The sequence below is a fragment of the Marinomonas rhodophyticola genome (assembly GCF_026113935.1).
In the GTDB taxonomy this organism is placed as follows: Bacteria; Pseudomonadota; Gammaproteobacteria; order Pseudomonadales; family Marinomonadaceae; genus Marinomonas; species Marinomonas rhodophyticola.
In genome coordinates, this window is the sequence record NZ_JAPEUL010000007.1 from 316,867 (window position 1) to 341,348 (window position 24,482).

The following is a 24,482-nucleotide window of genomic DNA, read 5'->3' on the forward strand; positions in this document are numbered from 1 at the left end:
TACCTCTTGCGTTCCCCATGCACATGGGGATTAACCGGCGAGCTTACACGCCTGGCATTTGAAGATCGCGCGTTCCCCATGCACATGGGGATTAACCGCGTTTATTGATCCATTACAGTTATCCCACTGCGCGTTCCCCATGCACATGGGGATTAACCGGCGGCATTGGCGGTTGAGCTGGGTGATAGATCGCGTTCCCCATGCACATGGGGATTAACCGTGAATACGTCATCACCATCATTGTCGGATTTAGCGTTCCCCATGCACATGGGGATTAACCGACGATCTATTCTGGTTGTTGGGTTCGCGCACAGCGTTCCCCATGCACATGGGGATTAACCGGAATATCACCTGGTGCAATTACAGTTAACATGGCGTTCCCCATGCACATGGGGATTAACCGTCCGTTTTATTTGACTTGTGAAATGGCACAACGCGTTCCCCATGCACATGGGGATTAACCGACTAAACAAGACATTGACAGAATGAAAAAACAGCGTTCCCCATGCACATGGGGATTAACCGTATTTGACGGTTGGCTGGGTGCGTACTGTGGCCGCGTTCCCCATGCACATGGGGATTAACCGGTATCGCGTGAAGACGTGGAAGCCGAAAAAGAGCGTTCCCCATGCACATGGGGATTAACCGCCACTATGGTCGTAGTAAGTAACTCTTGGCGTGCGTTCCCCATGCACATGGGGATTAACCGTTGGATGGTGTGGACGATAGTCCTTTATCAGGGCGTTCCCCATGCACATGGGGATTAACCGCCAGCAATCAACGTCAGGCCGCGCCACAACAAGCGTTCCCCATGCACATGGGGATTAACCGGGCGCATTGCCATTGCCGACGGTGCCACTGGTGCGTTCCCCATGCACATGGGGATTAACCGGTTGGTTGTGTTGACATCGGTGCGGCTGAACAGCGTTCCCCATGCACATGGGGATTAACCGCATCTACTATGCAGCGCAATACCTAACAAAGCGCGTTCCCCATGCACATGGGGATTAACCGGATTTAGATAGTTGACGCGACGCGCCAATACTGCGTTCCCCATGCACATGGGGATTAACCGCAAATCTTGCCTAGTGATGCTCTCAGGCTTGTGCGTTCCCCATGCACATGGGGATTAACCGGTACTTTACAATGGTTTCACCGACCTACGAACGCGTTCCCCATGCACATGGGGATTAACCGGTCCAGCATAGATTGTAGAACCACACCGAAAGGCGTTCCCCATGCACATGGGGATTAACCGCTCGAAAAAGAGTCAATGGCATGGGAAAAACAGCGTTCCCCATGCACATGGGGATTAACCGCGGCCGCGCTCACAGGTCGAACGCCAAAAGAAGCGTTCCCCATGCACATGGGGATTAACCGCGGATGGTGGCCAAAAGTTGGGTATTAAACCCGCGTTCCCCATGCACATGGGGATTAACCGCTCAAAAGAGCCGACTCGCCCTCTGTATCCTCGCGTTCCCCATGCACATGGGGATTAACCGCCTAACCAACTTACCTTTAGACGACATTTCAAGCGTTCCCCATGCACATGGGGATTAACCGCGTTAACGCGCCGATGATGTCAGTAGGTGTAGGCGTTCCCCATGCACATGGGGATTAACCGAAAATAAAAAACAGGATAAGAACGAAGAAAAAGCGTTCCCCATGCACATGGGGATTAACCGGCACTCGATTCATTTTCCATTGGTTATAGAGTGCGTTCCCCATGCACATGGGGATTAACCGCGGCTAAGTGCTGAAAAGAAGTAGCAAAATAGGCGTTCCCCATGCACATGGGGATTAACCGACAACATAAAAACCAGTGGCATGTGCTCCTAAGCGTTCCCCATGCACATGGGGATTAACCGTACTGAGTAGTGAAGATTGAGTTTATGACTTCGCGTTCCCCATGCACATGGGGATTAACCGGTAGTTATCATGGCTAGTCGTACAATCATCACGCGTTCCCCATGCACATGGGGATTAACCGGTGTCTATTATGCGTTTTGGTTATGCGCGGGTGCGTTCCCCATGCACATGGGGATTAACCGTATCAATCTCTATATGGTGGCGGATCGAACGGGCGTTCCCCATGCACATGGGGATTAACCGTCTTTGGAAGCCGAGGAAGCCGCCGAAAGCGCGCGTTCCCCATGCACATGGGGATTAACCGGCGATTTGCCTGTTGAGGTTTTGCACCGCCTACGCGTTCCCCATGCACATGGGGATTAACCGACTTAGCAACCTTTATTTGCTATTATTTATCTGCGTTCCCCATGCACATGGGGATTAACCGGCCTTGATAGGCTTTGGCGCGGTGCTAAAGACGCGTTCCCCATGCACATGGGGATTAACCGTCGTATAGATGTTGAGTCCCATGTAACCATTTGCGTTCCCCATGCACATGGGGATTAACCGTTATCTAAAGGTTCGAGTTCGCCATTGTGGTGGCGTTCCCCATGCACATGGGGATTAACCGCGGATATCTAGAAGAGATTGAGTCTGGACGCTGCGTTCCCCATGCACATGGGGATTAACCGCGTTAATTTATATGCCCAAGAGATCAACGATGGCGTTCCCCATGCACATGGGGATTAACCGATTTATTAGGTCTCCGACATCCTCATTTTTAGGCGTTCCCCATGCACATGGGGATTAACCGCAGGGCGCTTGGCTATTGCGCAGTATGTGAAAGCGTTCCCCATGCACATGGGGATTAACCGTGACACTTACGCCATTGGTGAGATTGGGGCGCGCGTTCCCCATGCACATGGGGATTAACCGCAGGGCGCTTGGCTATTGCGCAGTATGTGAAAGCGTTCCCCATGCACATGGGGATTAACCGTGACACTTACGCCATTGGTGAGATTGGGGCGCGCGTTCCCCATGCACATGGGGATTAACCGCAGGGCGCTTGGCTATTGCGCAGTATGTGAAAGCGTTCCCCATGCACATGGGGATTAACCGTGACACTTACGCCATTGGTGAGATTGGGGCGCGCGTTCCCCATGCACATGGGGATTAACCGGTTTTTCCAGACGACACAGAAAGCACCATTAAGCGTTCCCCATGCACATGGGGATTAACCGCCGCCAGCGACTAGAACCAGCTTGTTCATTATGCGTTCCCCATGCACATGGGGATTAACCGGTCTCATAATCACTATATGGGTCAAACAATGCGCGTTCCCCATGCACATGGGGATTAACCGCGTTTCGGATGCTGAAAGAACGCATCGGCTATGCGTTCCCCATGCACATGGGGATTAACCGCCATCTTGTATCGATGGCGCGTAAGCTAACGGGCGTTCCCCATGCACATGGGGATTAACCGCAGCCACATCGCCTTGAAACTCCCACGTCAATGCGTTCCCCATGCACATGGGGATTAACCGTCTAAAGAGGTAGCGTTTTTAGCTTTATCTAGGCGTTCCCCATGCACATGGGGATTAACCGAGCTTGATATGAAGTTGCTTCGACATAGCCTAGCGTTCCCCATGCACATGGGGATTAACCGTATCTCATTGCTATCATATTCCAACCTTCCTAGCGTTCCCCATGCACATGGGGATTAACCGGAATCTTACTTCCTGCACTATCTTCTAAATACGCGTTCCCCATGCACATGGGGATTAACCGAGGTCAGGACAAGTTACTATGCAGCCGCTTAGAGCGTTCCCCATGCACATGGGGATTAACCGCGGTCGAAGTGTCAGCGGGTGCCATGTACCAGGCGTTCCCCATGCACATGGGGATTAACCGCGTTTACGGCTACGCTGGCTGGCAATGTGCTTGCGTTCCCCATGCACATGGGGATTAACCGCAGCAAGCAAAGGTTGGCGGGGTTGTCGGAAGGCGTTCCCCATGCACATGGGGATTAACCGATCTGGTGAATGACCTAATTTGTCAGTCAAATGCGTTCCCCGAGCACACGGGGATAAACCGCGAATGGTAAACATATGCACCAATCGGCCCCGGCGTTCCCCGAGCACATGGGGATTAACCGAATTGTCATTTCCCTGTAAACTCGGCTGGCTGGCGTTCCCCATGCACATGGGGATTAACCGTTGGTTGGACAGGTACACACGCAGCAGACCAAGCGTTCCCCATGCACATGGGGATTAACCGGCCAACTCGGCAGAGCAATGGATCAATGGCGCGCGTTCCCCATGCACATGGGGATTAACCGCAACTCTTCCAACTTCCAGCCGTTTGGGTTGTGCGTTCCCTATGCACATGGGGATTAACCGAAATCGGAACGACTCACCTTGCTTTCGACTACGCGTTCCCCATGCACGTGGGGATTAACCGATAAACGTGTTTGGCTGAGGGAAACGACCAACGCGTTCTCCATGCACGTGGGGATTAACCGTTCTAATTGGTGCGGCTGCTCAAGGTCTAGGTGTGTTCCCCATGAACGTGGGGATTAACCGTGCCGCTTGATATTCTTCTTGCGAGTCAAAACGTGTTCCCCATGAACGTGGGGATTAACCGCTGATGTCAACGGTAATCGGAAATTGACCCAGTAAAGGAGTGGTCTCGCCAGTGGCACTCAAGCTGCCGTGTGGATTGAAGTATTAGTTGGTAGGTGATTAGGCGCTGGGTTGTTGTTCCGCCTTATAAGGTGATGGTTTATGCGTATAGTAACTGATGCTTATTTATTCTTTGTTTCTTGGATTTTAATTATGGCGAGTTCGCCACAGTTAAAATATCAGCAGACTGGGTAATTGTTTTTCAATGATGATAGAGCGGATAAACAGGAATGACGGGAGAATATTTCTGTCGTGGGATTGTGAGTATGAGGAGTTGGATCATCTATTGTTTTAATGTCATCGAATTCAATGATTTAGTTTTGGTCGTTAAGTCTGTTGTTGGCAGATTACGGTCGTGCTCTCCTCATGCTGCCCTACAGTGTGGTTTATGACGGTTGGGTGTGTTTTGGGGCAACAGGCCTCTGTGGCAGATTACTGTCGTTCCTCCCTAACGCTGTCCTACGGTGTGGTTGGATGTTAAAGGGAATGGGTTTTTGCAGTTGTTAGATGATTCGATTATATTGTATGAGTCGAACGATTTATTTGGAGATGATGATGAATACTATTTCTGCCAATGAGGCTAAAACTCATTTTGGTGATTTATTACTAAATGCTCAAAAATCTCCTGTTCAAATCAGTAAAAATGGTAAGCCAGTTGCTGTTGTTATTTCCGTTGATGATTATGAGAGTATCGAAGCGTTAAAATTGCATTTATTGCAAAATAAAGCCGCTCAAGCAATGAAAGATATATCAAAGGGAGATCTGATTGCTGGTGAAGCGTTTTTCAGTGAGCTTGAAGAAGGGCTTTATGATTAATGTCTGTCACTTATTATTTAACACCTGATGCAAAGTCAGACTTAGTTGGAATTCATCGTTTTACGTTAGCAAACTGGGGAATCACTCAGTCTAAACAGTATTTGTTTGGGATTAGGCAAACGATTAGATTGCTTGCCGAATCACCTTCTCTTGGTAAGAGTCGGCCGGAGATCCGAGAAAATGTTTTCAGTTTTCCCTACGGTAGCCACGTTATTTATTATGTTGAAGGTAAAAATCAAATTGTTGTCTTTGCCGTTTTGCATAAAAGTATGGTGCCGTTTATTCATCTTATTGAGAGAAAATTCATCTAAACTCCCCTCCGTTTTATAGGCCGCTGTGGCAGATTACGGTCGTGCCTCCCTCATGCTGCTCTACGATTTTGTGGGTTTTATTTGGTGGGGAGCCCAATTAAGGAAGTGTTTCCTGCGAGCCTAGTACGGTGATTTTGTCAAAGGCACTAATAAAGGTGAGAACGTATTCATTGATAGGTGCTTTGCCAGACTGTTTGGTTTCCTTTATTTATTGATAAGGGTTATCATTATTATTTGTATGTTGGTATCTACCTCCTAATACTTTTCTTTTATTTGGTGTTTTGGGGATCGGTACTTTTTGTACTTAATAAGTGAGTTTTGTTCCTAGAATAGGTAGAGGGTTTGCAGTGTCGATATTGAAGCATGAGCGTATTCAGGTTCCTTTAAAACAGCGTGTTGCGAGGGTCATTAAGTTAGCCGATTTGTCATCCACATTACGGCGAGTGACTCTGCAGGGAGAGGATTTACAAGGATTTGGTTTTCATCCGTTGGCACCAGAAGCTCATGTGAAGCTTTTTTCCTGCTGGGGCTGATGATGTGCTTCGTATGCCTGAGGTATTGGAAGATGGCAATGCGGATTGGCAAGGTGCGGCTGAAGGGCGTTTTTCAGCGTTTCGTGATTATACTATTCGTGCGTTTGATGCCGATTTATTAACCATTGATATAGATTTTGTGTTGCATGACGTCGGAGTGGGTGGGCCTTGGGCGAAGCAGGCAAAAGTGGGAGACTTGTTGGGGATATTTGGGCCAAGATCTGTGAAGTTGCCTCCTCTTGATGCTGTGAAATATGTGTTTTTTGTTGATGAAACAAGCCTTCCAGCCTTAGCTCGTTGGTTAGAAATTTTGCCTGAGTCCGCCAATGTTGATGCTTGGATAGAAGTGGATTCAGTGAACAGTGAGATTTCATTACCGGCACATGCTGGTGCTAATTTGCATTGGCTTCATCGCAATAATGAACAAGAAAGCCATTCATATGGTCGTTTATTGTTGGATGCGTTAGATAATATGCCAAGTGATTGGGCATGTGGAAACTCTTGGGTATGGGCTGCCACGGAAGCACATGCGATTGTTCAGTTGAAACGTAAGCTGATAAATATTGATGCCCTTAATAAGGATCATTTGGATTTGATAGCCTATTGGAAGCATGTTTAAAAAAGAAGGGTGAATCGTGCGATATTGAGAATGCCTCACGATTTATTTTTCATTGTTCATTTTGAGTTTAACCCTGTGAGAATCTACAGGGTTAAACGGTGACGCAATATAACTTCCCCAAGTGTCACACTTTACGTTTAATCAAGCCAGGTCAAACAGTAGGGCTTTGACGCGTTTTTTGCTCAGTCTTTCGAAGTTTATTTCGGTTATGTCTTCGATTTTCGCGCCGTCGCCTGGATGCATGGTGATGCCGTTGCCTAGGGAGAGTTCGCCTTCGATGAGGTGAACGTAGTAGCGACGGTGGTTGTCTGCTTGCCAGGTGGCGGTTTGTTGATCTTCAAGGATCAGTTGGATGAGTTGCATGTTTTGTTTTATGTGCAGCGTGCCATCTTTGCCATCGGGTGTGATGATGGTGGTGAAGCCTTGTGCTTGGCTAAATTCTTTTTGTTGGTAGCCGGGTTGTCCGCCCAGTTGGTTTGGTTGTATCCAAATTTGTAGGAATTTGAGCATGTCTTTTTTGGATGCGTTAAATTCGCTGTGATAAATGCCTTTGCCTGCGGACATCAGTTGGTATTCGCCTGCGGGCAGTTCTTTTACGTTGCCTGCGCTGTCTTTGTGGGCGATGGTTCCTTCCAGTACTAAGCTGAGTATTTCCATGTCTCTATGACCATGCGTTTCAAAGCCGGCGCCGGGTGTGACGGTGTCGTCGTTGATGACGCGTAGGTGCGAAAAGCCCATGTGTTGTGGGTCGTAGTAATTGCCAAAGGAAAAGGTATGGTGGCTGTTCAGCCAGCCGAAGTTGGCGTGTCCACGGTCTTTTGCGTTGCGTAGTGTGATCATTGTTTGTCTCCTGATTTTTTCTCGCAAGTCTTAATGAAGTGCGGTGTATGAAGTGAGTGTAGTGGGTGGTAAAAAGAAAGAAAATTGGAAGGTTTTGAGCTAGTATTTCAAAAAATTTGAATGAAGGTTGGGCTATGGCGTACGCGGTCACGTTGGAAGCATTGCGCGTTTTGGAGGCGATTCATCAGTTGGGCAGTTTTGCCGCGGCGGCGGAGGCGTTGTTCAAGGTACCGTCGGCATTGACCTATACGGTGAAAAAGCTGGAAGAGGATTTGGGGGTGGCGTTGTTTGACCGATCTCGGCAAAAAGCGGTGCTGACGCCGGCGGGGCATTTGGTGTTGGAGCAAGGTCGCGCGATTTTAGAAGCGGCGATGCGTTTAGAAGATTCGATCAAGCAGTTTGAGTCTGGCTGGGAGCCTAAGCTTAGAATTGCCCGTGATACGGTGCTTTTGGAGTCGCCTTTGATGTCGGTGGTGGGGGAGTTTTTGTCGCAGAGTCGGCCTGTTGAGCTGACGTTGTCAGAAGAGGCGGTTGGCGGTGGTTGGGATGCGTTGCAAGACGATCGGGTCGATTTGGTGATTGGGGCGACGGGGGAGTTGCCAAAAGGTAGTGTGCATATTCGTGCTATTGGTGAGATCGAGTTTGTGTTTGCCGTGTCGCCCACGCATCCGTTGGCTCTGACCGACGGGACTATTACGGCAGCCCAGTTGCGTCAATATCCGGCGATTGTGGTGGCGGACAGTTCAAAAATTTTGCCAGCGCGCAGTAGTGGGGTTTTTGAGAGTCGTCAGGTGCTTAGGGTCGATACTATGCGCAGTAAAATTCAGGCGCAATGTTTGGGCTTGGGGGTGGGGTATTTGCCGAAACATCGTATCGTCGATGAACTGAACTCTGGGCGTTTGGTGTTACGTCAATGTGAGTTACCAAGGCCCAATCAGATGGCGTATTTGGCGTGGCGAAAAGACGAACCTGGGCGAGGTTTGTCGTGGTTTGTTGAGCGTTTGGCGATACAGGATTGGCAGCTTTTGCCGGTGTAATTATGGCGGTTATCTGGTGATCGTCTTGTTTGACGATTTAAAGGGGTGTGTGTGTTTTCTCTTTCTCTTTCGGTTCTTCCGGTCTTTTTGTTGTTGGTGGCGGGAGCCGTGTGTCAGCGTTGGCGTTTTCCTATGGAGGGGTTTTGGCAGGGCGTTGATAAGTTGTCTTATTGGGTGCTGTTTCCGGCTTTGTTGTTTCATAAAACCTCGCAGATAGACTTTTCTAATCCTTTGTTGCCTAAGTACGCTTTTATTTTGTTGTTTGCGTTGTTGGTGACCGCGGTATTTGTGTTTGTTAGCACTTGGTTGATGAAGGTGGTGGCGCCGACGGCGTCGTCTATGCTGCAAGCGGGGGTGCGTTTTAACACGTTTGTGATGTTGGCGTTGGCTGGCAGTGTGTATGGCAACGAAGGGTTGGTGTTGGCGGCGTTGGGGGCGTCGGTGTTGATTCCTTCTATCAATGTTTTTTTGGTGGTGTCCATGACGTTAATGCATGGGCCGTCTTCAGCGGATCGTTCGTCGTCAACCTCCTTACCACGTTTGTTAAGTGGTGCTTTGATTCGCAATCCGTTAATCGTCTCTATCGTGTTGGGTAGTGGCCTGAATTTGCTTGGTTTAACGCCCATTATTTTGCTGTCTGATGTGGTGGGGATGGTGTCTCAGGCGGCGCTGCCATTGGTGTTGTTGGCGGTGGGGGCAAGTGTGCGCTTTGAGACCATTCGGTCTGTTGGGATGACGTTTGTGATGTCGTCGGTGGCGCGGTTTGTGGTGTTTCCTCTGGTGATCGGCCTGATGTGCTGGTGGTTGGAAGTGCGAGGGTTGCCGGCTTTGGTGGCGGTGTTGTTTGGTGTGGTGCCCACAGCGACGTCGGCGTATGCGCTTGCTCGTCAGTTGGGGGGCGATGCCGATAGAATGGCGGCTTATATCACCATGCAAACCTTGCTTTCTGTGGTGACTGTGCCAGTTAGTATTTGGTTAAGTCAGTTGTATTTGGCGTAAGGCTTACGAGTAGGAGGAGTAAAAAAGCATCTTGTTACCTTTTTTCATATCAATATTGATATGCAGTTTGCTGTAACTTGCATTTGAAAGCGCAGGAAGTGAGTTATATTCTCAATGGCAGAGTATGGCTTGGTTGGTGTCTCCGCTGGGTTGTTCTCAGTACTGATCACAACAAAAATAAAAGGAATCTAGTATGCAATCTCTTTCTACTCGTCATCCGTTACCTTGGCTTAGTGCGTTTAAACGTAAAGCGGTGGTGACGACCTTCTCTGTGTTGCTTCCGGTGTTGTCCGCTTCGGCGATGGCAGCAGATTTAACTCTTGGTTTTTCGCAAATTGGTTCGGAAAGTGGTTGGCGGACTTCTGAGACGGAGTCGATTAAGGCGGAAGCCGAACGCCGTGGCTACGATCTGAAATTCTCTGATGCGCAACAAAAGCAAGAAAACCAAATCAAGGCGGTGCGTTCTTTTATCGCACAGGGTGTTGATGGTATTTTGCTGGCGCCTGTGGTGGAAACGGGCTGGGATCAAGTGTTAAAAGAAGCACAACGGGCTAACATCCCGGTTGTGTTGATTGACCGTGGTGTGGCGGCAGATCCAAGTTTGTACCTAACCAAAGTGGCATCTGACTTTAAAGAAGAGGGCGCGTTGGCGGCTTCTTGGTTGGCAGCACAGACCAATGGTCGTTGTAATATTGTTGAGCTGCAAGGTTCGGTGGGATCGTCTGCGGCGATCGATCGTAAGACAGGGTTTGACTCTGTTATCAGTAACTTCCCAAATATGACCATTATTCGCTCTCAGTCTGGCAACTTTACTCGCGCTGGCGGTAAAGAGGTTATGGAAAGTTTCTTGAAAGCCGAAGGCGGTGCGAAGAATATTTGTGCCCTGTTTGCTCACAATGACGACATGGCATTGGGTGCAATTTTGGCGATGAAAGAAGCGGGTATCAAGCCAAGTAAAGACATTATTGTCGTGTCTATTGATGCGGTGCCAGATATCTTTAAAGCCATGGCCGATGGCGAGGCGAATGCAACTATCGAGTTAAACCCTCATCTTGGTGGTCCTGCCTTTGATGCGATTCTAGCGCATCAAAAAGGAGAAAATGTCGATAAGTGGATCAAGGCAAATGGCCCACTTTACCTTCCAGACACAGCGGCTGCGGAATACGCGAAGCGTAAATAATATCGTGACGTACCTAGGTACTAAAACCTGATAACTCGTTGAAATTTTACGATTTGTTGGAATAGGTCTAGGTACGTTGTGCTCTTGTTGATTTATGTTAGCGAAAACGGAGACCGCGGATCATGTCACATTTAGTCAAGACAACGTCGGTAGTGGAAGAGGCACAAGGTGCCGCTCGTCCTTTACTTGAAATCAATCATTTATCCAAATCATTTACTGGCGTTCAAGCTCTTAACGGCGTGTCTTTGCAGGTTCAATCGGGTGAGATTCGAGCGTTATTGGGTGAGAACGGCGCAGGTAAATCAACGCTGATCAAGGTGCTGACAGGGGTTTATCCACGAGACAGCGGCGAGATTTTTTTAGATGGCCGTTTAATGAACGCATCGGATAGCGGCCATGCTCAGCGTTTGGGGATCAGTACGGTTTATCAAGAGGTGAATCTCATCCCAACCATGTCGGTGATGGAAAACCTCACGCTGCAACATCAAGAAAAAACCTTTGGTCTGATTAGCTGGAAGAAAGCCGAAATCCGCGCCAGAGCCTTATTAGCTCAAGTGGGTTTAGACATAGATCCATTGCGTCAACTGGATACGTATTCGATTGCCATTCAGCAGTTGGTGGCGATTGCGCGGGCGTTAAGTACGCAAGCCAAAATGTTGATTTTAGATGAACCAACCGCCAGTTTGGACAGCGATGAAATCCAGCAGTTGTTTACTCTGATGAGGCGTCTAAAGGCTGAAGGGTTGGGGATTATCTTTGTTACACATTTCTTGGATCAGGTGTATAGCATTACCGATAGCATCACTGTGTTACGCAATGGCGAGTGTGTGGGTACGTTCCAAACAGCTGAGCTGACGCGTTCCGAGCTGGTCAGTCACATGGTGGGGAAATCGTTAGAAGATCTTACGCCAACGGCCCATGATCACTCGATTCAACGAGAGCGTGCCGATTTATTACAGCTTAAAAATGTCGGCAAACAGCGTTACCTGCAGCCGTTGGATTTGCGTATTGCGGCAGGGGAAATTGTGGGGGTGGCAGGCTTGTTAGGTTCTGGCCGTACTGAGTTATGTGAATTGGCATACGGTTCGGTGAAGGCCGATCAAGGCGATGTGACGCTGGGTAAACATTCGCTGACAAAATCATCTTTACGTCGGGCGATTCAAGTGGGCATGGGTTATTGTCCAGAAGATCGTAAGCAAGACGGTATCGTGGCGGAATTGAGTGTCCGAGAAAACATGATTTTGGCTTTGCAAGCGAGCAGAGGTTGGTGGTCGCCCATTTCTATGGCGGAGCAGCAACATTTGGTTGAAGACATGATCCAGCGTTTGGCGATCAAGACATCGGATATGGATAAGCCTATTGGTGAGTTAAGTGGCGGTAATCAGCAAAAAGTGATTCTGGCTCGCTGGTTGATTACGCATCCTGCGTTGTTGATTTTAGACGAACCAACGCGGGGCATTGATATTGGCGCTCATCACGAGATTATTCAAATTATCAAAGAGCTGTGTGAACAGGGCATGGGGTTGCTGGTGGCGTCTTCCGAACTGGAAGAATTGGTGTTGTTTGCCCATCGTGTGGTGGTGATGAAAGACCACCATAAAATAGCCGAACTTCACGGAGAGGATGTGTCTGAACAGGCCATATTGCGTCAAATCGCCAGTTAATGTGTTGTTGAAAGCGTCTGTTGCGCTGGTTCTATTTGTGTCTCAATCAATCTCTTTATTAGTAAGTATTCAAAGTAGTTGTTCCTATGAAAAAGAATCATTTTCTGCATAAGCATCAAAAAACACTCGCGCCCTTATTGTCGCTGGTGCTGATTATTTTGGTTACGGCGTCGGTTACACCGGGGTTTCTGAGCATTCAGGTTGTGGATGGTCATTTGTTTGGCAGTCTGGTGGATATTTTGCACCGCGGTACGCCCACGGCATTGGTGGCCTTAGGTATGGCGGTGGTCATTGGTACGCGTGGTATTGATCTTTCTGTCGGTGCGGTGATCGCGATTTCTGGCGCGGTGACGGCGGTGTTGACGGTGAATACCGATTGGCCTGTTTGGCTGGTGATTATGTGTGCCTTAGGTGTTGGCATGTTGTGTGGATTGTGGAATGGGATTTTGGTGTCGGTGTTTTCCATTCAGCCCATTGTTGCTACGTTAATTTTAATGGTGGCGGGCCGTGGTATTGCACAGATGATTACCGAAGGGCAAATCGTTACCTTCCATTCCGAGGTGTTGGATGCCATTGGTAATGGTTATTTTTTGGCGTTTCCGATTCGGGTGTGGATTGCGATTGGCATGATTGTGTTGACCTTGGTGGTGATGCGGAAAACCGCACTGGGTTTGTTTATTGAAGCGGTTGGGGCGAATGTCAGAGCCAGTCGTTTGGTGGGAATTGAGGCGCGCTTGCTCGTGATGTCGGCGTATGTTTTTTCTGGTCTGTGTGCGGCCTTGAGCGGCATTATTCTAGCGGCTGATATTCGTGGGGCAGACGCCAATAACGCCGGTCTGTGGTTGGAGCTGGATGCGATTTTGGCGGTGGTATTGGCTGGTGCTTCGTTAGCGGGTGGGCGTATTTATTTATTATTGACGATTGTCGGAGTGTTGATTATTCAAACCTTAACCACCGCCATTCTGACCAGTGGCTTGCCAGCGCAATACAATTTGGTGGTTAAAGCGACCATTATTTTGGCTGTTTTGCTGATTCAGTCACCGAAAACGCGGCAATGGGTTTCTGGTTTTTTCCTGAAAAAACAGAAGGTTGTTAAAGGGAGTACCACACCATGATCAATGAACGTAATTTGCCTATTTTAGCGACTTTGCTGGTGTTCATTCTGTTGTATGGTTATGGCGTGTATGAATACAAGGGGTTTCGTGACACCTTGGTGTTTTCCAATCTACTGACGGATAACGCGTTTTTGATCATTACCGCCATTGGCATGACCTTTGTCATTCTCTCTGGGGGCATTGATTTGTCCGTGGAGCTCAATGATTGCGTTTGTGGGCGTATTGATGGCGTATCTTATTTCCACGGCTGGTATGCATCCTTTATTTGCCATCGCCATCGCATTATTGGTTGGTGTGGCGTTTGGTACGCTGATGGGGATCATTATTGCGTTTTTCGAGATTCAAGCCTTTATCGTGACCTTGGCGGGGATGTTTTTATTTCGTGGTTTGGCGTATTTGATTAACCTAGATGCGGTGCCCATCAGTCATCCGTTTATTACGGGGTTGTCTGATGTCTATTTACCCTTGCCAGGGCGGGGTGGACTGACTTTTATCGCTATGGCTATGTTGGTGTTATTGGTCATCGGTATCCTCATTGCCCGTCGCACGCGTTTTGGTATGAGTGTTTATGCCTTGGGCGGAGACAGCCATTCGGCGGCTTTGTTGGGGGTGCCAGTAAAAAAGACCATTATTAAGATCTACGCCCTAAGTGGTTTTTACAGTGCTATGTCTGGGGTGATTTTTGCGATTTACACCGGTTCTGCGTACCCGTTAGCGGCGGTTGGGGTGGAGCTGGATGCGATCGCGGCGGTGGTGATTGGTGGAACCTTGTTAACGGGTGGTGTGGGTTATGTGTTTGGTACGTTTTTAGGCGGCATGATTCAAGGCATTATTCAGACGCTAATTACTTTTGATGGCTCGCTAAACAGCTGGTGGACAAAACTGGCGGTGGGTGGTTTGTTACTGTTCTTTATCTTGCTGCAAAAAGGCATTGTGATGTGGGTGAAAAAACGCTCAGCAGCCTAGGGTTTGGTTTTGTAGATACTCTGTTTAAGCGCAAGCTTTTTTATGCTCATCACTGAATAATTTTGAGGAGTCATAGGGTGTGTTTAATTTTAAACACGCCCATATCCCTGTTAACATTTTACGCATAACTGCGCACATGGCTTGTATCTTTTTCTTACCTCGTGCGACTAATGCCTCGTAAAACGCTTTTACATTTGGGTCATGACGTACAGCCGACATGGCAGGCATAAAGAGCGCGCTACGCAAATAAGCATTTCCAGCCTTACTGAGTCTACCTGGACGGTTGAGACTGCTACCAGATTGGTTAAGTCGGACATCCAAACCTGCATAGCGACTAACCTGATTGGCCTTAAGTGTTTCAGGTAAAATAATCAGCTCTCCTAGCATCGCAATAGCAGAGACTTCTCCAATGCCCTTAGCCGCTAGAATATTATTAAATTGCTGTGCTATTTCAGTATCGCTTTTAATCATTTCTAGGGCTGCCATTCGCAAGCGTTGAATACGACTTTCTAGGTACGCAATGCCATCTTGCTCATCATGGATGACTAGATCAGAGGTGTCTTCATAAGATTTCATAGCATGTAAGCGGTTCTTCGCTTTGGTGCAATCATCTGTTAAACGATTGATCTGCCTTGATATATCTCGTATTTTTAATTTATTTTTCTGGGGAGGCGTCCACTTTTCAGGTGCCATTCGTTGTGCATATTCAGCCAGTAAGCCAGCATCAATATTATCAGTTTTGCTGTGTTCTAGTTTTATTTGAGCGAAGTGGTTAAAGCTTTTAGGGTTAATCACACTGATAGGTATGTCGGCATCATGAAGCGCGACAGCTAAATCCAAATAATAGATTCCAGTGGCTTCCATAACGACAGATTGCGGCGCATGTTGTTGCAGGAGAGTAAGTATTTCTGTTCGCCCATTTGGCGTCTGCTCAAAGGTTTTTACTAGACTATTTTTATTGTCATGGCGTATGACAAGGTCAACGGTTTTTGCTGCGATATCAATACCTACAAATGTGCTCATAATTTGCGTACTCGCTAATTTGGTTGGATAATAATTATCGGTTCCCGACCTCGCACTTTTTTACCGCTCAACCTTGTAACGCGAAGTCACTTAAGTGTGCTTCTTGATACTCTTCGAGATGAGTAAATGAGGCGGGAGCCACTCTACACGCGAGGTCAGTACACTGCCTCAAGGTCGCCGCGGCCTCCCGATAATGGTTAAATAATACACCTCAATAACCATTAAATTCATCATACAAGGTCGTGGCTTTAGCCCGACAAGACGTCATGTGTTGTGATGAGCTTTTGTCGGCATAAATGCACGACCTACAGTTTGATCTTGTAGGTCGTGGCTTTAGCCCGACAACACTGGTTTTTTATTTCTGCTTTATTTTGGTGCAAAGCGTGTTGTGAGTGACATTACACAGCGGTCGGGTCTTTGTAGATGTTTTGGTAGCAGTAGTTAGTGGCTTCAACAAAGCCGTCTACACTACCGCAGTCAAAACGTTTGCCTTTGAATTTATAAGCTAATACACAGCCTTCTTTTGCCTGTTGTAGTATGGCGTCAGTGATTTGTACTTCGCCGTTACGACCTGGTGGTGTGTTACGAATTTTGTCGAAAATATCGGGGGTAAGAATGTAGCGGCCGATAATGGCAAGATTCGATGGGGCGTCTTCTTTGGCGGGTTTTTCCACCATGTCAGTAACGCGATATAAGCCTTCCATCATAGATTCACCTTGGATTACGCCGTACTTGTGTACTTCGTCTTCAGGGACTTCTTCGATGGCAACGATGGTGCAACGGAATTGGTTATAAAGTTTAACCATTTGTGCCATGACGCCATCGTCTTCGCCGAAACAAAGGTCGTCTGCTAACACGACGCCAAAGGCTTCGTCACCGATCAGTGGTTCGCCGGTAAGGATGGCATGGCCTAGACCTAACATGTTGTTTTGACGAGTAAAAGAGAAGTTGACGTTATCGATCAGGTAACGAATCTCATCCAAATATTTTTCTTTGCTGGTGCCTGCAATTTGGTGCTCAAGCTCATAGCTGATGTCGAAATGGTCCGCAATGGCACGTTTACCACGACCTGTTACAAAGGTGACGTTGTCCAAACCTGCTTTGACTGCTTCTTCTACGCCGTATTGAACCAAGGGTTTGTTCACAATCGGAAGCATTTCTTTTGGCATGGATTTGGTGGCAGGCAAAAAGCGAGTGCCATAGCCAGCGACAGGGAATAGACATTTGCGAATCATAATTTTTCCTTAAAATGTTGTTGTAAAATGGCGGCCCAAAAAATGGCTGTCCAGAAGTAATGCATGCCAGCCTGTTTCGATAGATGCCTGCATTCCTGCATTATAGAGCATCTCGCGTGACAGCTCGTATCACCTTGGTTAACCGATCTAATACAGGTGAATTAAGTTTGTACCAATGCCAGTAAAGTGGCAAGGCCAGTCGCTTGTTTGGCAGCAAGGATACCAGTTTCTTGCTTTTTATTTTCTGTTTAATTTGAATACTAGGTACTAAAGCACAGACTGTGCCACTCATAACCAATTCAACAAAGCCATGGGAAGACGGGTACCAATGGCTGTGGCTAATGTCTGTTGCTACGTTCAAGCATTCGTTTTGATATCGAGTCTCAGAGTTCATCGTATTCGTCATAAATCAGAGAGGGAGATTTTAGAACCGCTGTAGCGCTAAGGTCACCTTTTAAATGCTCTTCAATGAAGCTTGGTGTGGCGACCAGCTCATAATACATATTGCCAAGAAAAATAGAATCCCCACCTGCGACTGGTGTGCCGATTTGACTGACGCAGGCGACCACTTCGCCGGTTTGTAAGAGAGCGCGAGTTTTAGCTTGATCGGCGGCTTTGATGTGCAGTTTGGTTTTATCTGATGCCGAGAATTGGCAGACAACGTCTGTAAACCAGGTTGCGAGTACATCATTGTTTACCGCGATATTGATAGGTTGTGTGGCCTGTTGACCTTGAATGGCTTCTTGCAAGCCTTCTTCGAGCATGGTGACTTTGTTGAAATGCGCCAGCAGCTGTTCACCAAGCGGCGTGGCAACCACAGGTCTGGCACGAATTAATAGTGGCCGTCCGCATTCTTGCTCCAAACGTTTGATGTTCTGAGACACCGCGGACTGAGTAAGGTGAAGGTATTCAGCGGCTTTATCAAAGCTTTGAAACTTTAGGACAGCGTGAAGGCTGGAGAGTGCTTTATAATCCAACATTAATTTTACTAATGTAATTTAAGTTTAATTAATTTTAATTTAGTCTTTGTCATGTTTAATATCAAGCGCTATCGAGAGTACAGGCAGTAGGGTAACGCGATGTTAGCATTTTTGAGTGGGGCAATTACCGGTGGCGGCTTGATCGTCGCGGTAGGCGCGCAGAATAGTTTTTTATTAGAGCAAGCATTGAAGCGGCATTATGCGTTTCCGATTGCGCTGTTGTTTATCGTAAGTGACGCCATTTCCATTGCCCTTGGTGCGTTTGGCTTGGGCTTGATTTTGCAAAGTCACGATTGGCTTTTAACGGTATCTCGTTGGGCTGGCGTGGCATTCCTGGTGTGGTTTGCCTTGGGGAAATGGCGTGCTTCTTTCCAAGAGGAACATTTGATTCTGAAACAGTACAGTATGCGTCTCGCGTTATGGCCTTTGGTGATGATGGGCTTTGCTGTCACTTGGCTGAATCCGCATTTTTATTTAGACACCATGATCTTAATGGGCAGCTTGGCAAATCAATGGCAAGGGGAAAAATGGGAGTTCGTATTGGGTGGGATAGTGGCGTCCGTATTGTGGTTTCTATCTCTGGCCTTTGTTGGCAAGCTTTGCGCTAAGTGGCTCGAGAAAGCGTCATTCTGGCGCTGGTTTAACCGCGTTAATGCGATTTTAATTTGGAGTATCGCATTAAAAATAGCCACACAACCCTTGTCCTAGTTGAACAAGGGTTGCGTATGATAAAAGTATCAAGTCGCTACAGTTTGATTTCCACTTCGTGGCTTTTCTCTTCATGGTTCGATGAAGAATCGGCTTCGGCAAGCATTTCCGCGGTTGCCACAGAAGACACGGTCAAGGCGACAGGGATTTGATCCCCTTGCTCTTCGATGTTCATGGCAGGTTGGTAGTTGATTCGATACAAGGCCACCAATGCAACACTTAGGTTCATTGCGGCAACAAACCAGAACAAAGCATCAAGACGAACCCAATCCATAAATATGGCCGCCAGCAATGGCCCTGTCATACCGCCAACACCGTTTAGTAGGATAATGCCGCTACTGGCTGACAAGATTTGTTCTGGTCGCAGCTGATCGTTAATGTGCGATGAGGCCAAGGAATACATGGGAAAAGTGAAAGCCCCAATGAAAAACATCCCTACCATCATGACGACCTGACTGTTGAGTGTGCTGCCAAGTGGCACAATAAACGCCGCAATCGCACCAACAATGGCCACCCAAAGAATCGTTACACGTCGATCTTGGCGGTCAGATAATCGCCCAATAGGCCATTGTAAGAGCATCCCCCCAACATAACTGGCACCAATGAACAGGGATATTTGCCCCACATTCATACCGCTCGTCTTAGCGTAAAGCGCCCCTAAGCCTAGCAACGCGCCAGAAGTCACCCCTGCAATGGTTACCCCCGTCACCCCCAAGGGCGCCGTTTTGATTAACCCCATAATATTGAGTTTTTCAGGGATGCTAATCGTCGGAGACGGTGTGCGTACTAATAGCAAAGGCACCAAGGCCAATGAAATTAATACCGATGATAAAATAAATAAGCCATAGCCGCTTGGTGAGGCCAAGTTAAGCAACACTTGTCCAAGTGTCTGGCTCGCCCATAGCTCAATAATATAAATCGAAAACAAACGACCACGGGTTTTATTGGTCGCAATGTCGTTTAACCAGCTTTCCGTTACGATAAACAGCGCGGCATAACACAAGCCAGTACACATCCGCATCAACATCCAGAACCAAGGATTGACAATGACTGACTGCATTAAAATGGTAATGGATGCCAAAGAGGCAACCGCAGCAAACACACGGATGTGACCAACATTCTTGATCCAATTCGGCACCAACAACGAACCGATAATGAAACCTAGATAATAAGCCGACATGATTAACCCCGTTGCCGAGGTATTAAAGGATTCGATAGAGGCCCGAATACCAATCAATGAGCTTTGCAAGGCGCTCGCCATGGTCAAAATGGCAATACCGAAGAGCAGGCTCCAGATCGGAAACAGGGTTTGCTTTAACATGCAGTGTCCTTATTGAGCTGAGCGTGTTTTTAATAAAAATATCTTAATAATCGGGGGTGATCATTATTTGCGCCGACTATACCAAGAGAATCTTTGAATGCAATCAATAATGTCCCTAGTAAAAGATAGCAAAGAAAGCGAGCATTTTCAGAACGTATTATGGCATTTGTGTTATTGGAATTATGGAGATCAATTTTTATGCCAATATATTTACTATAGGATAATTTTATGACAATTAAGTATTCGTCATACAGGTTGCCATGCGAGCAGGTTTCAGCGATAACATAATAAGTAACTATTACTTTTCATTTTGTGAGTACGACTTAGTTTATAGAGCGGTTTATTCCCCGTTTATGAGAGGATCTGAATTATGAAAACCTATCAAGAATGGCAAGCGTTACGATCAAACCTTGTTTTGCCGAATCAAGCGTATATCAATGGGGCGTTTGTGGCCGCGCAGAGTGGCGAGACTTTTGATTGCATTAATCCGACCGATGAGTCTTTATTGGCTCAAGTAGCCAGTTGCGATAGCGCAGATGTCGATTTAGCTGTGACGGCAGCGCAAGCCAGTTTTCGATCTGGTGTGTGGTCTGATATGGCACCAGGAAAGCGCAAGCGAGTGTTGCAAAAATGGGCAGATTTGCTTGAGCATCATCAAGATGAATTGGCGCTGATAGATACTCTAGATATGGGAAAGTCCATCAGTGAGATGGTGAATATTGATGTGCCTGATTCGTTAGACTGTTTACGTTGGTCTGCCGAGTGCATTGATAAATTGTACGGTGAAATTGCCCCCACGAATTCACAAAATCTTGCACTCATCAGTCGTGAGCCATTGGGGGTTGTGGCGATTATTACGCCTTGGAACTATCCTCTAATGATGGTGATGTGGAAAATTGCACCAGCGTTGGCGGCGGGTAACAGTATTATTTTAAAGCCGTCTGAGAAGTCGCCATTAAGTGCATTAAGAATTGCGCAGTTAGCCACGCAGGCTGGTGTACCTGATGGGGTGTTTAATGTGTTACCCGGTTTTGGACATACCGCAGGTAAGGCACTGGCGTTGCATCATGGAGTAGGCACTTTAGCGTTTACCGGTTCTAGTCGTGTGGCGGGCATGTTAATGCAGTACGCGGGTCAATCGAATATGAAACGTGTTTGGTTGGAGGCAGGAGGGAAATCCCCCTGTTTGGTGTTTGATGACTGTAATGACATTAAAGCCGCTGCAAAAGGCGCAGCCACGGCCATTTTTACCAATCAGGGCGAAGTGTGTATCGCCTGTTCGCGTTTGTATGTTCATAGCCGTATTAAAGACGTTTTTATGGCAGAGCTTTTGAATGCGGCCCGTGAGTATGTGCCTGGAGATCCATTAAATCCGAGCACCAAAATGGGGCCGTTGGTAGACAAAAACCAATTTGAAACCGTGTCTCAGTTTATTCAGAGTGCGATAGACGAGGGGGCTAAGCTTGAATTAGGCGGTGTGCCTGAATATCAAACTGGCCAAGGGTTCTTTATGCCACCAACGATTTTTTCACAGGCGAATCACCAGATGCGCTTTGTGCAAGAGGAAATTTTTGGCCCAGTCCTTGCTGTAATGAGCTTTGATACAGAAGAAGAAGCCATTGCATTAGCGAATGATTCTAAATATGGCTTGGGGGCAGCTCTTTGGACGAATGACTTATCGCGGGCGCATCGTGTGAGTAGACGCTTAGAAGCTGGTATGGTGTGGGTCAATACTTGGGGCGATGGCGATACAACGGTGCCTTTTGGTGGTGTCAAAGCCTCTGGAAATGGCCGAGATAAATCGTGGCATGCGTTAGAGAAATATACCGAGATTAAGAATACTTGGATTCGTCTTTGATGTTTAAAGGAGTACTTCATTTATGTCCGCGCCTACTCATGTGAACTCGTATTACGCTGATTCTGCCAACGATAAAGTGCTGCGCCCGAAACTGAGTGGTGAGCAACGTTTTGATGTGTGTGTTATCGGTGCTGGATTTACCGGTATTTCCACGGCTTTGAGCCTCGCCGAAAAAGGTAAAAAGGTGGTGGTTTTGGAAGGTAGCCGTATCGGTTTTGGCGCTTCGGGCCGCAATGGCGGTCAAATTGTGAATAGCTTTAACCGTGATATCGATTACATCACTCAGCATTATGGTGAGGATATTGGTCAAAAAATGGCTGCGATGGCGTTTTCTGGGCAAGCTTTGATTCGTCAGCGTGTTGAGCGATACGGTATCGATTGTGACCTCAAGCCTGGCAATATCTTCGCGGCCTGCAACGCTAAGCAATTTGAGGCGCTAAAAGCTAAAAAAGCACTGTGGGAAGCGAATGGCCATGAGGGATTGACGTTATTATCGGCAACAGGCATTCAAGACCACATCGGTTCAGAACGTTATGTTGGTGGTCTGTTGGACAAACACGGTGGTCATATTCAGCCGTTGAATTTGGTGCTAGGACAAGCGAAAGCGTTTGAATCGTTAGGTGGTGTTATTTATGAAGATTCGAAGGTGGTTCGAATTGAGCACGGAAAGCCGATTAAAGCCATTACCGCAGACGGTGTCGTTATCGCCAATACGCTTGTGGTAGCGGGTAATGCCTATGTGTTTGGTTTGCTTCCTGACGTGGAGAAGAAAGCCATGCCTTGTGGTACTCAAGTGATTGCGACGGAACCGCTCTCTGAGGCATTACAAAAACAACTTTTACCGACAGATCACTGTGTCGAAGATGGTAATTATTTATTGGATTATTACCGTTTGTCCGCAGATGGACGTTTGATTTATGGTGGTGGCACGACCTATGGTGCCCGTGAACCTGCAAAAATAGAAGCCATTATCGGTCGTAAAATGCTCAAAACTTATCCCATGCTCAAGGATGTGAAAATTGAGTTTGCTTGGACGGGGAATTTTTTGTTGACCATGATGCGTATGCCACAAGTTGGGCTGATTGGCGACAATCTTTATTACGCTCAAGGTTACTCTGGCCATGGGGTAACGAACTCGCATTTGATGGGGGAAATTCTGGCGGATGCGATAGAAGGCGATACATCACGTTTTGATGTGTTTGCCAGCATGCCACAATACCCTTTCCCAGGGGGGCGTTTTTTACGCGTCCCTTATACCGCCATGGGGGCCATGTATTACAGCCTGAGAGACAAATTAGGTATCTAACATTTTTTCAGCAACTGGTTTTTTTGAATTCTCCCGTTATTTAAAGCGTATTTTTTAGAAGAGTATGTTGTATGTCGGAAATGTATGAAGGGAATAAAGAGTTTGATTTATTTATTGCAGATTTAAACGGCAATCTTCGAGGTAAACGAATCCCGGCAAGTGGGCTTGAAAGTGTCATGACCCAAGGTGTTAAATTGCCTCAATCGGTGATCGGTTTTGACAATTGGGGAGACGATGTTTTAGGTAATGGTTTGGTTTTTGAAACAGGCGATACGGATGGTATTTGTTTACCAGTATACGATGAGCCAACATCTGTGCCTTGGGCTGAGTCGCCCCGTGGACAAGTATTGGCGATGATGCACAATATGGACGGTTCGCCTTTTTATCCTGATCCGCGTCAGACATTGTTGCGTATCGTTGAGCGCTATAAAGCACTAGGGTTAACGCCTGTTGTAGCGACTGAGTTGGAGTTTTATTTGCTGGATGGCGAGTCAGAATTTAAACGTCGCCCAGAGGGTCTCATTATCAACGAGGGTAATGGTCGTCGTTTGAGTGAAATTGACTGTTATTCCATTGATGAAATGGATGGCTTAGAAGGTTTTTTTACCGAGGTGCGTGAGGCGTGTGAGGCCCAAGATATTCCTGCTGATACCATTGTGTCTGAATTAGGGCCTGGACAGTTCGAAATTAATATGCAACACACCAATGACGCAGTATTATCCGCCGATCATGCGATACTCTTTAAACGCCTGATTAAAGGCGTAGCCAGACGCAACGATTTAGGGGCGACTTTTATGGCAAAGCCTTATGCCAATAAGAGCGGCAGTGGGATGCATGTCCACTTTAGTTTATTGGATGAGGCCGGTAATAACGTATTTGATAGTGGTGATGAAGACGGTTCGTTGATGATGCGCTATGCGGTCGCAGGTTTATTGAACCATATGTCTGAGTCCATGCTGATATTTGCACCACATATGAATTCTTATCGTCGTTTTCAGAATGGGGGTCCATGCGCCAACTTTCGCCAGTTGGGGTTATGAAAATAGGACGGTGGCGGTGCGCATTCCAGACAGTGAATGCGAAGCTCGCCGTATTGAGCATCGAGTGGCTGGAGCGGATGCGAATCCGTATCTTGTGCTCGCGGCGATATTGGGAGCAGCATTACATGGTATTGAGACCAAGATGCTGCCACCTCAGCCGATAGAGGGAGACGCTTATTCGCTCTCTGAGCGTTATGAAGCACTTCCTAATCGTTGGGAAATGGCAACGGAAGCCTTTCAGGACAGCGCATTTATGCGGGAGTATCTTGGAGAAACCTTTGTCAGAGTGTTTACTGCGGTAAAGGAACAAGAGCAGGAAAAAATTTATGGACGTATTTCTGATGTGGAATACGAAGCATATCTATAAAAAGGTTGTAATAGGCTTCGGCCAATTTTATTA

General features: G+C 47.3%; 21 protein-coding genes and 1 CRISPR repeat array (1 of these 22 running past the window's edge). Of the genes, 15 read left to right on the plus strand and 6 right to left on the minus strand.

Annotated features, from left to right (window positions below):
* A CRISPR array of direct repeats spans positions 1–4,493; the repeat unit is 29 nt; unit sequence GCGTTCCCCATGCACATGGGGATTAACCG (it extends 4,936 nt beyond the left edge of the window).
* A gap of 593 nt (positions 4,494–5,086) precedes the next feature.
* From ONZ52_RS10000 to ONZ52_RS10015, 4 genes are all read left to right on the plus strand, one after another.
* On the plus strand, positions 5,087–5,347 hold the full coding sequence (locus ONZ52_RS10000) for a type II toxin-antitoxin system Phd/YefM family antitoxin (RefSeq protein ID WP_111605481.1): 261 nt from the start codon (positions 5,087–5,089) through the stop codon (positions 5,345–5,347).
* The gene (locus tag ONZ52_RS10005) at positions 5,347–5,658 is read left to right on the plus strand and encodes a type II toxin-antitoxin system RelE/ParE family toxin (protein WP_265218462.1); all 312 of its coding nucleotides are present in this window, start codon (positions 5,347–5,349) and stop codon (positions 5,656–5,658) included. The genes ONZ52_RS10000 and ONZ52_RS10005 overlap by 1 nt, the downstream gene beginning before the upstream one ends.
* A gap of 347 nt (positions 5,659–6,005) precedes the next feature.
* Complete coding sequence (locus tag ONZ52_RS10010) at positions 6,006–6,191, plus strand: SIP domain-containing protein (protein WP_265218463.1); 186 nt, start codon at positions 6,006–6,008, stop codon at positions 6,189–6,191.
* 13 nt (positions 6,192–6,204) lie between these two features.
* Positions 6,205–6,810, plus strand: coding sequence for a siderophore-interacting protein (locus ONZ52_RS10015; RefSeq protein WP_265218464.1), 606 nt, complete (start codon positions 6,205–6,207; stop codon positions 6,808–6,810).
* Positions 6,811–6,951: 141 nt separating this feature from the next.
* On the opposite strand, the gene ONZ52_RS10020 is transcribed toward ONZ52_RS10015, so the two are convergent.
* Positions 6,952–7,650 carry a pirin family protein gene (locus ONZ52_RS10020; protein ID WP_265218465.1) on the minus strand — a complete coding sequence of 233 codons (699 nt, stop codon included), beginning with the start codon at positions 7,648–7,650 and terminating at the stop codon, positions 6,952–6,954.
* 134 nt (positions 7,651–7,784) lie between these two features.
* On the opposite strand from ONZ52_RS10020, the gene ONZ52_RS10025 reads away from it, so the two are divergent.
* The 6 genes from ONZ52_RS10025 to ONZ52_RS10050 all read left to right on the plus strand — a co-directional run bounded on the left by ONZ52_RS10025 (position 7,785) and on the right by ONZ52_RS10050 (position 14,611).
* Entirely contained in the window at positions 7,785–8,687 is a 903-nt protein-coding gene (locus ONZ52_RS10025; protein WP_265218466.1) for a LysR substrate-binding domain-containing protein, read from the plus strand.
* A 51-nt stretch (positions 8,688–8,738) separates the two neighbouring features.
* On the plus strand, positions 8,739–9,686 hold the full coding sequence (locus ONZ52_RS10030) for an AEC family transporter (protein ID WP_111605477.1): 948 nt from the start codon (positions 8,739–8,741) through the stop codon (positions 9,684–9,686).
* A 193-nt stretch (positions 9,687–9,879) separates the two neighbouring features.
* A complete protein-coding gene (locus tag ONZ52_RS10035; RefSeq protein ID WP_321160296.1) occupies positions 9,880–10,866 on the plus strand; it encodes an ABC transporter substrate-binding protein in 987 nt (328 codons plus the stop codon).
* Between the two features lie 122 nt (positions 10,867–10,988).
* A complete protein-coding gene (locus ONZ52_RS10040) occupies positions 10,989–12,530 on the plus strand; it encodes a sugar ABC transporter ATP-binding protein (protein ID WP_265218467.1) in 1,542 nt (513 codons plus the stop codon).
* Positions 12,531–12,616: 86 nt separating this feature from the next.
* Entirely contained in the window at positions 12,617–13,645 is a 1,029-nt protein-coding gene (locus tag ONZ52_RS10045; RefSeq protein ID WP_265218468.1) for an ABC transporter permease, read from the plus strand.
* Between the two features lie 252 nt (positions 13,646–13,897).
* Positions 13,898–14,611, plus strand: coding sequence for an ABC transporter permease subunit (locus ONZ52_RS10050; protein ID WP_265218469.1), 714 nt, complete (start codon positions 13,898–13,900; stop codon positions 14,609–14,611).
* A 24-nt stretch (positions 14,612–14,635) separates the two neighbouring features.
* Here ONZ52_RS10050 and ONZ52_RS10055 read toward each other — a convergent pair whose 3' ends face one another.
* The 4 genes from ONZ52_RS10055 to ONZ52_RS10070 all read right to left on the minus strand — a co-directional run bounded on the left by ONZ52_RS10055 (position 14,636) and on the right by ONZ52_RS10070 (position 17,849).
* A complete protein-coding gene (locus ONZ52_RS10055) occupies positions 14,636–15,634 on the minus strand; it encodes an IS110 family RNA-guided transposase (RefSeq protein WP_265218470.1) in 999 nt (332 codons plus the stop codon).
* Between the two features lie 398 nt (positions 15,635–16,032).
* Positions 16,033–16,869, minus strand: coding sequence for a UTP--glucose-1-phosphate uridylyltransferase GalU (gene galU, locus ONZ52_RS10060; protein WP_265218471.1), 837 nt, complete (start codon positions 16,867–16,869; stop codon positions 16,033–16,035).
* Between the two features lie 100 nt (positions 16,870–16,969).
* Positions 16,970–17,263, minus strand: a complete 294-nt coding sequence (locus tag ONZ52_RS10065; RefSeq protein WP_265218472.1) for an ArgP/LysG family DNA-binding transcriptional regulator — start codon at positions 17,261–17,263, stop codon at positions 16,970–16,972.
* Positions 17,253–17,849 carry an ArgP/LysG family DNA-binding transcriptional regulator gene (locus tag ONZ52_RS10070; RefSeq protein WP_265218473.1) on the minus strand — a complete coding sequence of 199 codons (597 nt, stop codon included), beginning with the start codon at positions 17,847–17,849 and terminating at the stop codon, positions 17,253–17,255. The genes ONZ52_RS10065 and ONZ52_RS10070 overlap by 11 nt, the downstream gene beginning before the upstream one ends.
* A gap of 99 nt (positions 17,850–17,948) precedes the next feature.
* Between ONZ52_RS10070 and ONZ52_RS10075 the strand changes: the two genes are divergently transcribed.
* Entirely contained in the window at positions 17,949–18,557 is a 609-nt protein-coding gene (locus ONZ52_RS10075; protein WP_265218474.1) for a LysE/ArgO family amino acid transporter, read from the plus strand.
* Between the two features lie 37 nt (positions 18,558–18,594).
* On the opposite strand, the gene ONZ52_RS10080 is transcribed toward ONZ52_RS10075, so the two are convergent.
* Entirely contained in the window at positions 18,595–19,878 is a 1,284-nt protein-coding gene (locus ONZ52_RS10080) for an MFS transporter (protein ID WP_265218475.1), read from the minus strand.
* Positions 19,879–20,248: 370 nt separating this feature from the next.
* On the opposite strand from ONZ52_RS10080, the gene ONZ52_RS10085 reads away from it, so the two are divergent.
* The 4 genes from ONZ52_RS10085 to ONZ52_RS24690 all read left to right on the plus strand — a co-directional run bounded on the left by ONZ52_RS10085 (position 20,249) and on the right by ONZ52_RS24690 (position 24,449).
* The gene (locus tag ONZ52_RS10085) at positions 20,249–21,736 is read left to right on the plus strand and encodes an aldehyde dehydrogenase (RefSeq protein WP_265218476.1); all 1,488 of its coding nucleotides are present in this window, start codon (positions 20,249–20,251) and stop codon (positions 21,734–21,736) included.
* 22 nt (positions 21,737–21,758) lie between these two features.
* The gene (locus tag ONZ52_RS10090) at positions 21,759–23,042 is read left to right on the plus strand and encodes an NAD(P)/FAD-dependent oxidoreductase (protein WP_265218477.1); all 1,284 of its coding nucleotides are present in this window, start codon (positions 21,759–21,761) and stop codon (positions 23,040–23,042) included.
* Positions 23,043–23,113: 71 nt separating this feature from the next.
* Complete coding sequence (locus ONZ52_RS10095; protein WP_321160297.1) at positions 23,114–24,082, plus strand: glutamine synthetase family protein; 969 nt, start codon at positions 23,114–23,116, stop codon at positions 24,080–24,082.
* A 16-nt stretch (positions 24,083–24,098) separates the two neighbouring features.
* A complete protein-coding gene (locus ONZ52_RS24690) occupies positions 24,099–24,449 on the plus strand; it encodes a type I glutamate--ammonia ligase (protein ID WP_321160298.1) in 351 nt (116 codons plus the stop codon).
* Positions 24,450–24,482 lie beyond the last annotated feature (33 nt).

Bases quoted from the DNA above. Each gene is read 5' to 3' on its own strand.
- ONZ52_RS10035 (WP_321160296.1), top strand. From the start codon at position 9,880: ATGCAATCTCTTTCTACTCGTCATCCGTTACCTTGGCTTAGTGCGTTT.
- ONZ52_RS10045 (WP_265218468.1), top strand. From the start codon at position 12,617: ATGAAAAAGAATCATTTTCTGCATAAGCATCAAAAAACACTCGCGCCC.
- ONZ52_RS10070 (WP_265218473.1), bottom strand. From the start codon at position 17,849: ATGTTGGATTATAAAGCACTCTCCAGCCTTCACGCTGTCCTAAAGTTT.
- ONZ52_RS10080 (WP_265218475.1), bottom strand. From the start codon at position 19,878: ATGTTAAAGCAAACCCTGTTTCCGATCTGGAGCCTGCTCTTCGGTATT.
- ONZ52_RS10095 (WP_321160297.1), top strand. From the start codon at position 23,114: ATGTCGGAAATGTATGAAGGGAATAAAGAGTTTGATTTATTTATTGCA.
- ONZ52_RS10025 (WP_265218466.1), top strand. From the start codon at position 7,785: ATGGCGTACGCGGTCACGTTGGAAGCATTGCGCGTTTTGGAGGCGATT.
- galU (WP_265218471.1), bottom strand. From the start codon at position 16,869: ATGATTCGCAAATGTCTATTCCCTGTCGCTGGCTATGGCACTCGCTTT.
- ONZ52_RS10040 (WP_265218467.1), top strand. From the start codon at position 10,989: ATGTCACATTTAGTCAAGACAACGTCGGTAGTGGAAGAGGCACAAGGT.
- ONZ52_RS10090 (WP_265218477.1), top strand. From the start codon at position 21,759: ATGTCCGCGCCTACTCATGTGAACTCGTATTACGCTGATTCTGCCAAC.
- ONZ52_RS10050 (WP_265218469.1), top strand. From the start codon at position 13,898: ATGCATCCTTTATTTGCCATCGCCATCGCATTATTGGTTGGTGTGGCG.
- ONZ52_RS10015 (WP_265218464.1), top strand. From the start codon at position 6,205: ATGCCTGAGGTATTGGAAGATGGCAATGCGGATTGGCAAGGTGCGGCT.
- ONZ52_RS10075 (WP_265218474.1), top strand. From the start codon at position 17,949: ATGTTAGCATTTTTGAGTGGGGCAATTACCGGTGGCGGCTTGATCGTC.
- ONZ52_RS10005 (WP_265218462.1), top strand. From the start codon at position 5,347: ATGTCTGTCACTTATTATTTAACACCTGATGCAAAGTCAGACTTAGTT.
- ONZ52_RS10055 (WP_265218470.1), bottom strand. From the start codon at position 15,634: ATGAGCACATTTGTAGGTATTGATATCGCAGCAAAAACCGTTGACCTT.
- ONZ52_RS10000 (WP_111605481.1), top strand. From the start codon at position 5,087: ATGAATACTATTTCTGCCAATGAGGCTAAAACTCATTTTGGTGATTTA.
- ONZ52_RS10065 (WP_265218472.1), bottom strand. From the start codon at position 17,263: ATGAACTCTGAGACTCGATATCAAAACGAATGCTTGAACGTAGCAACA.
- ONZ52_RS10085 (WP_265218476.1), top strand. From the start codon at position 20,249: ATGAAAACCTATCAAGAATGGCAAGCGTTACGATCAAACCTTGTTTTG.
- ONZ52_RS10020 (WP_265218465.1), bottom strand. From the start codon at position 7,650: ATGATCACACTACGCAACGCAAAAGACCGTGGACACGCCAACTTCGGC.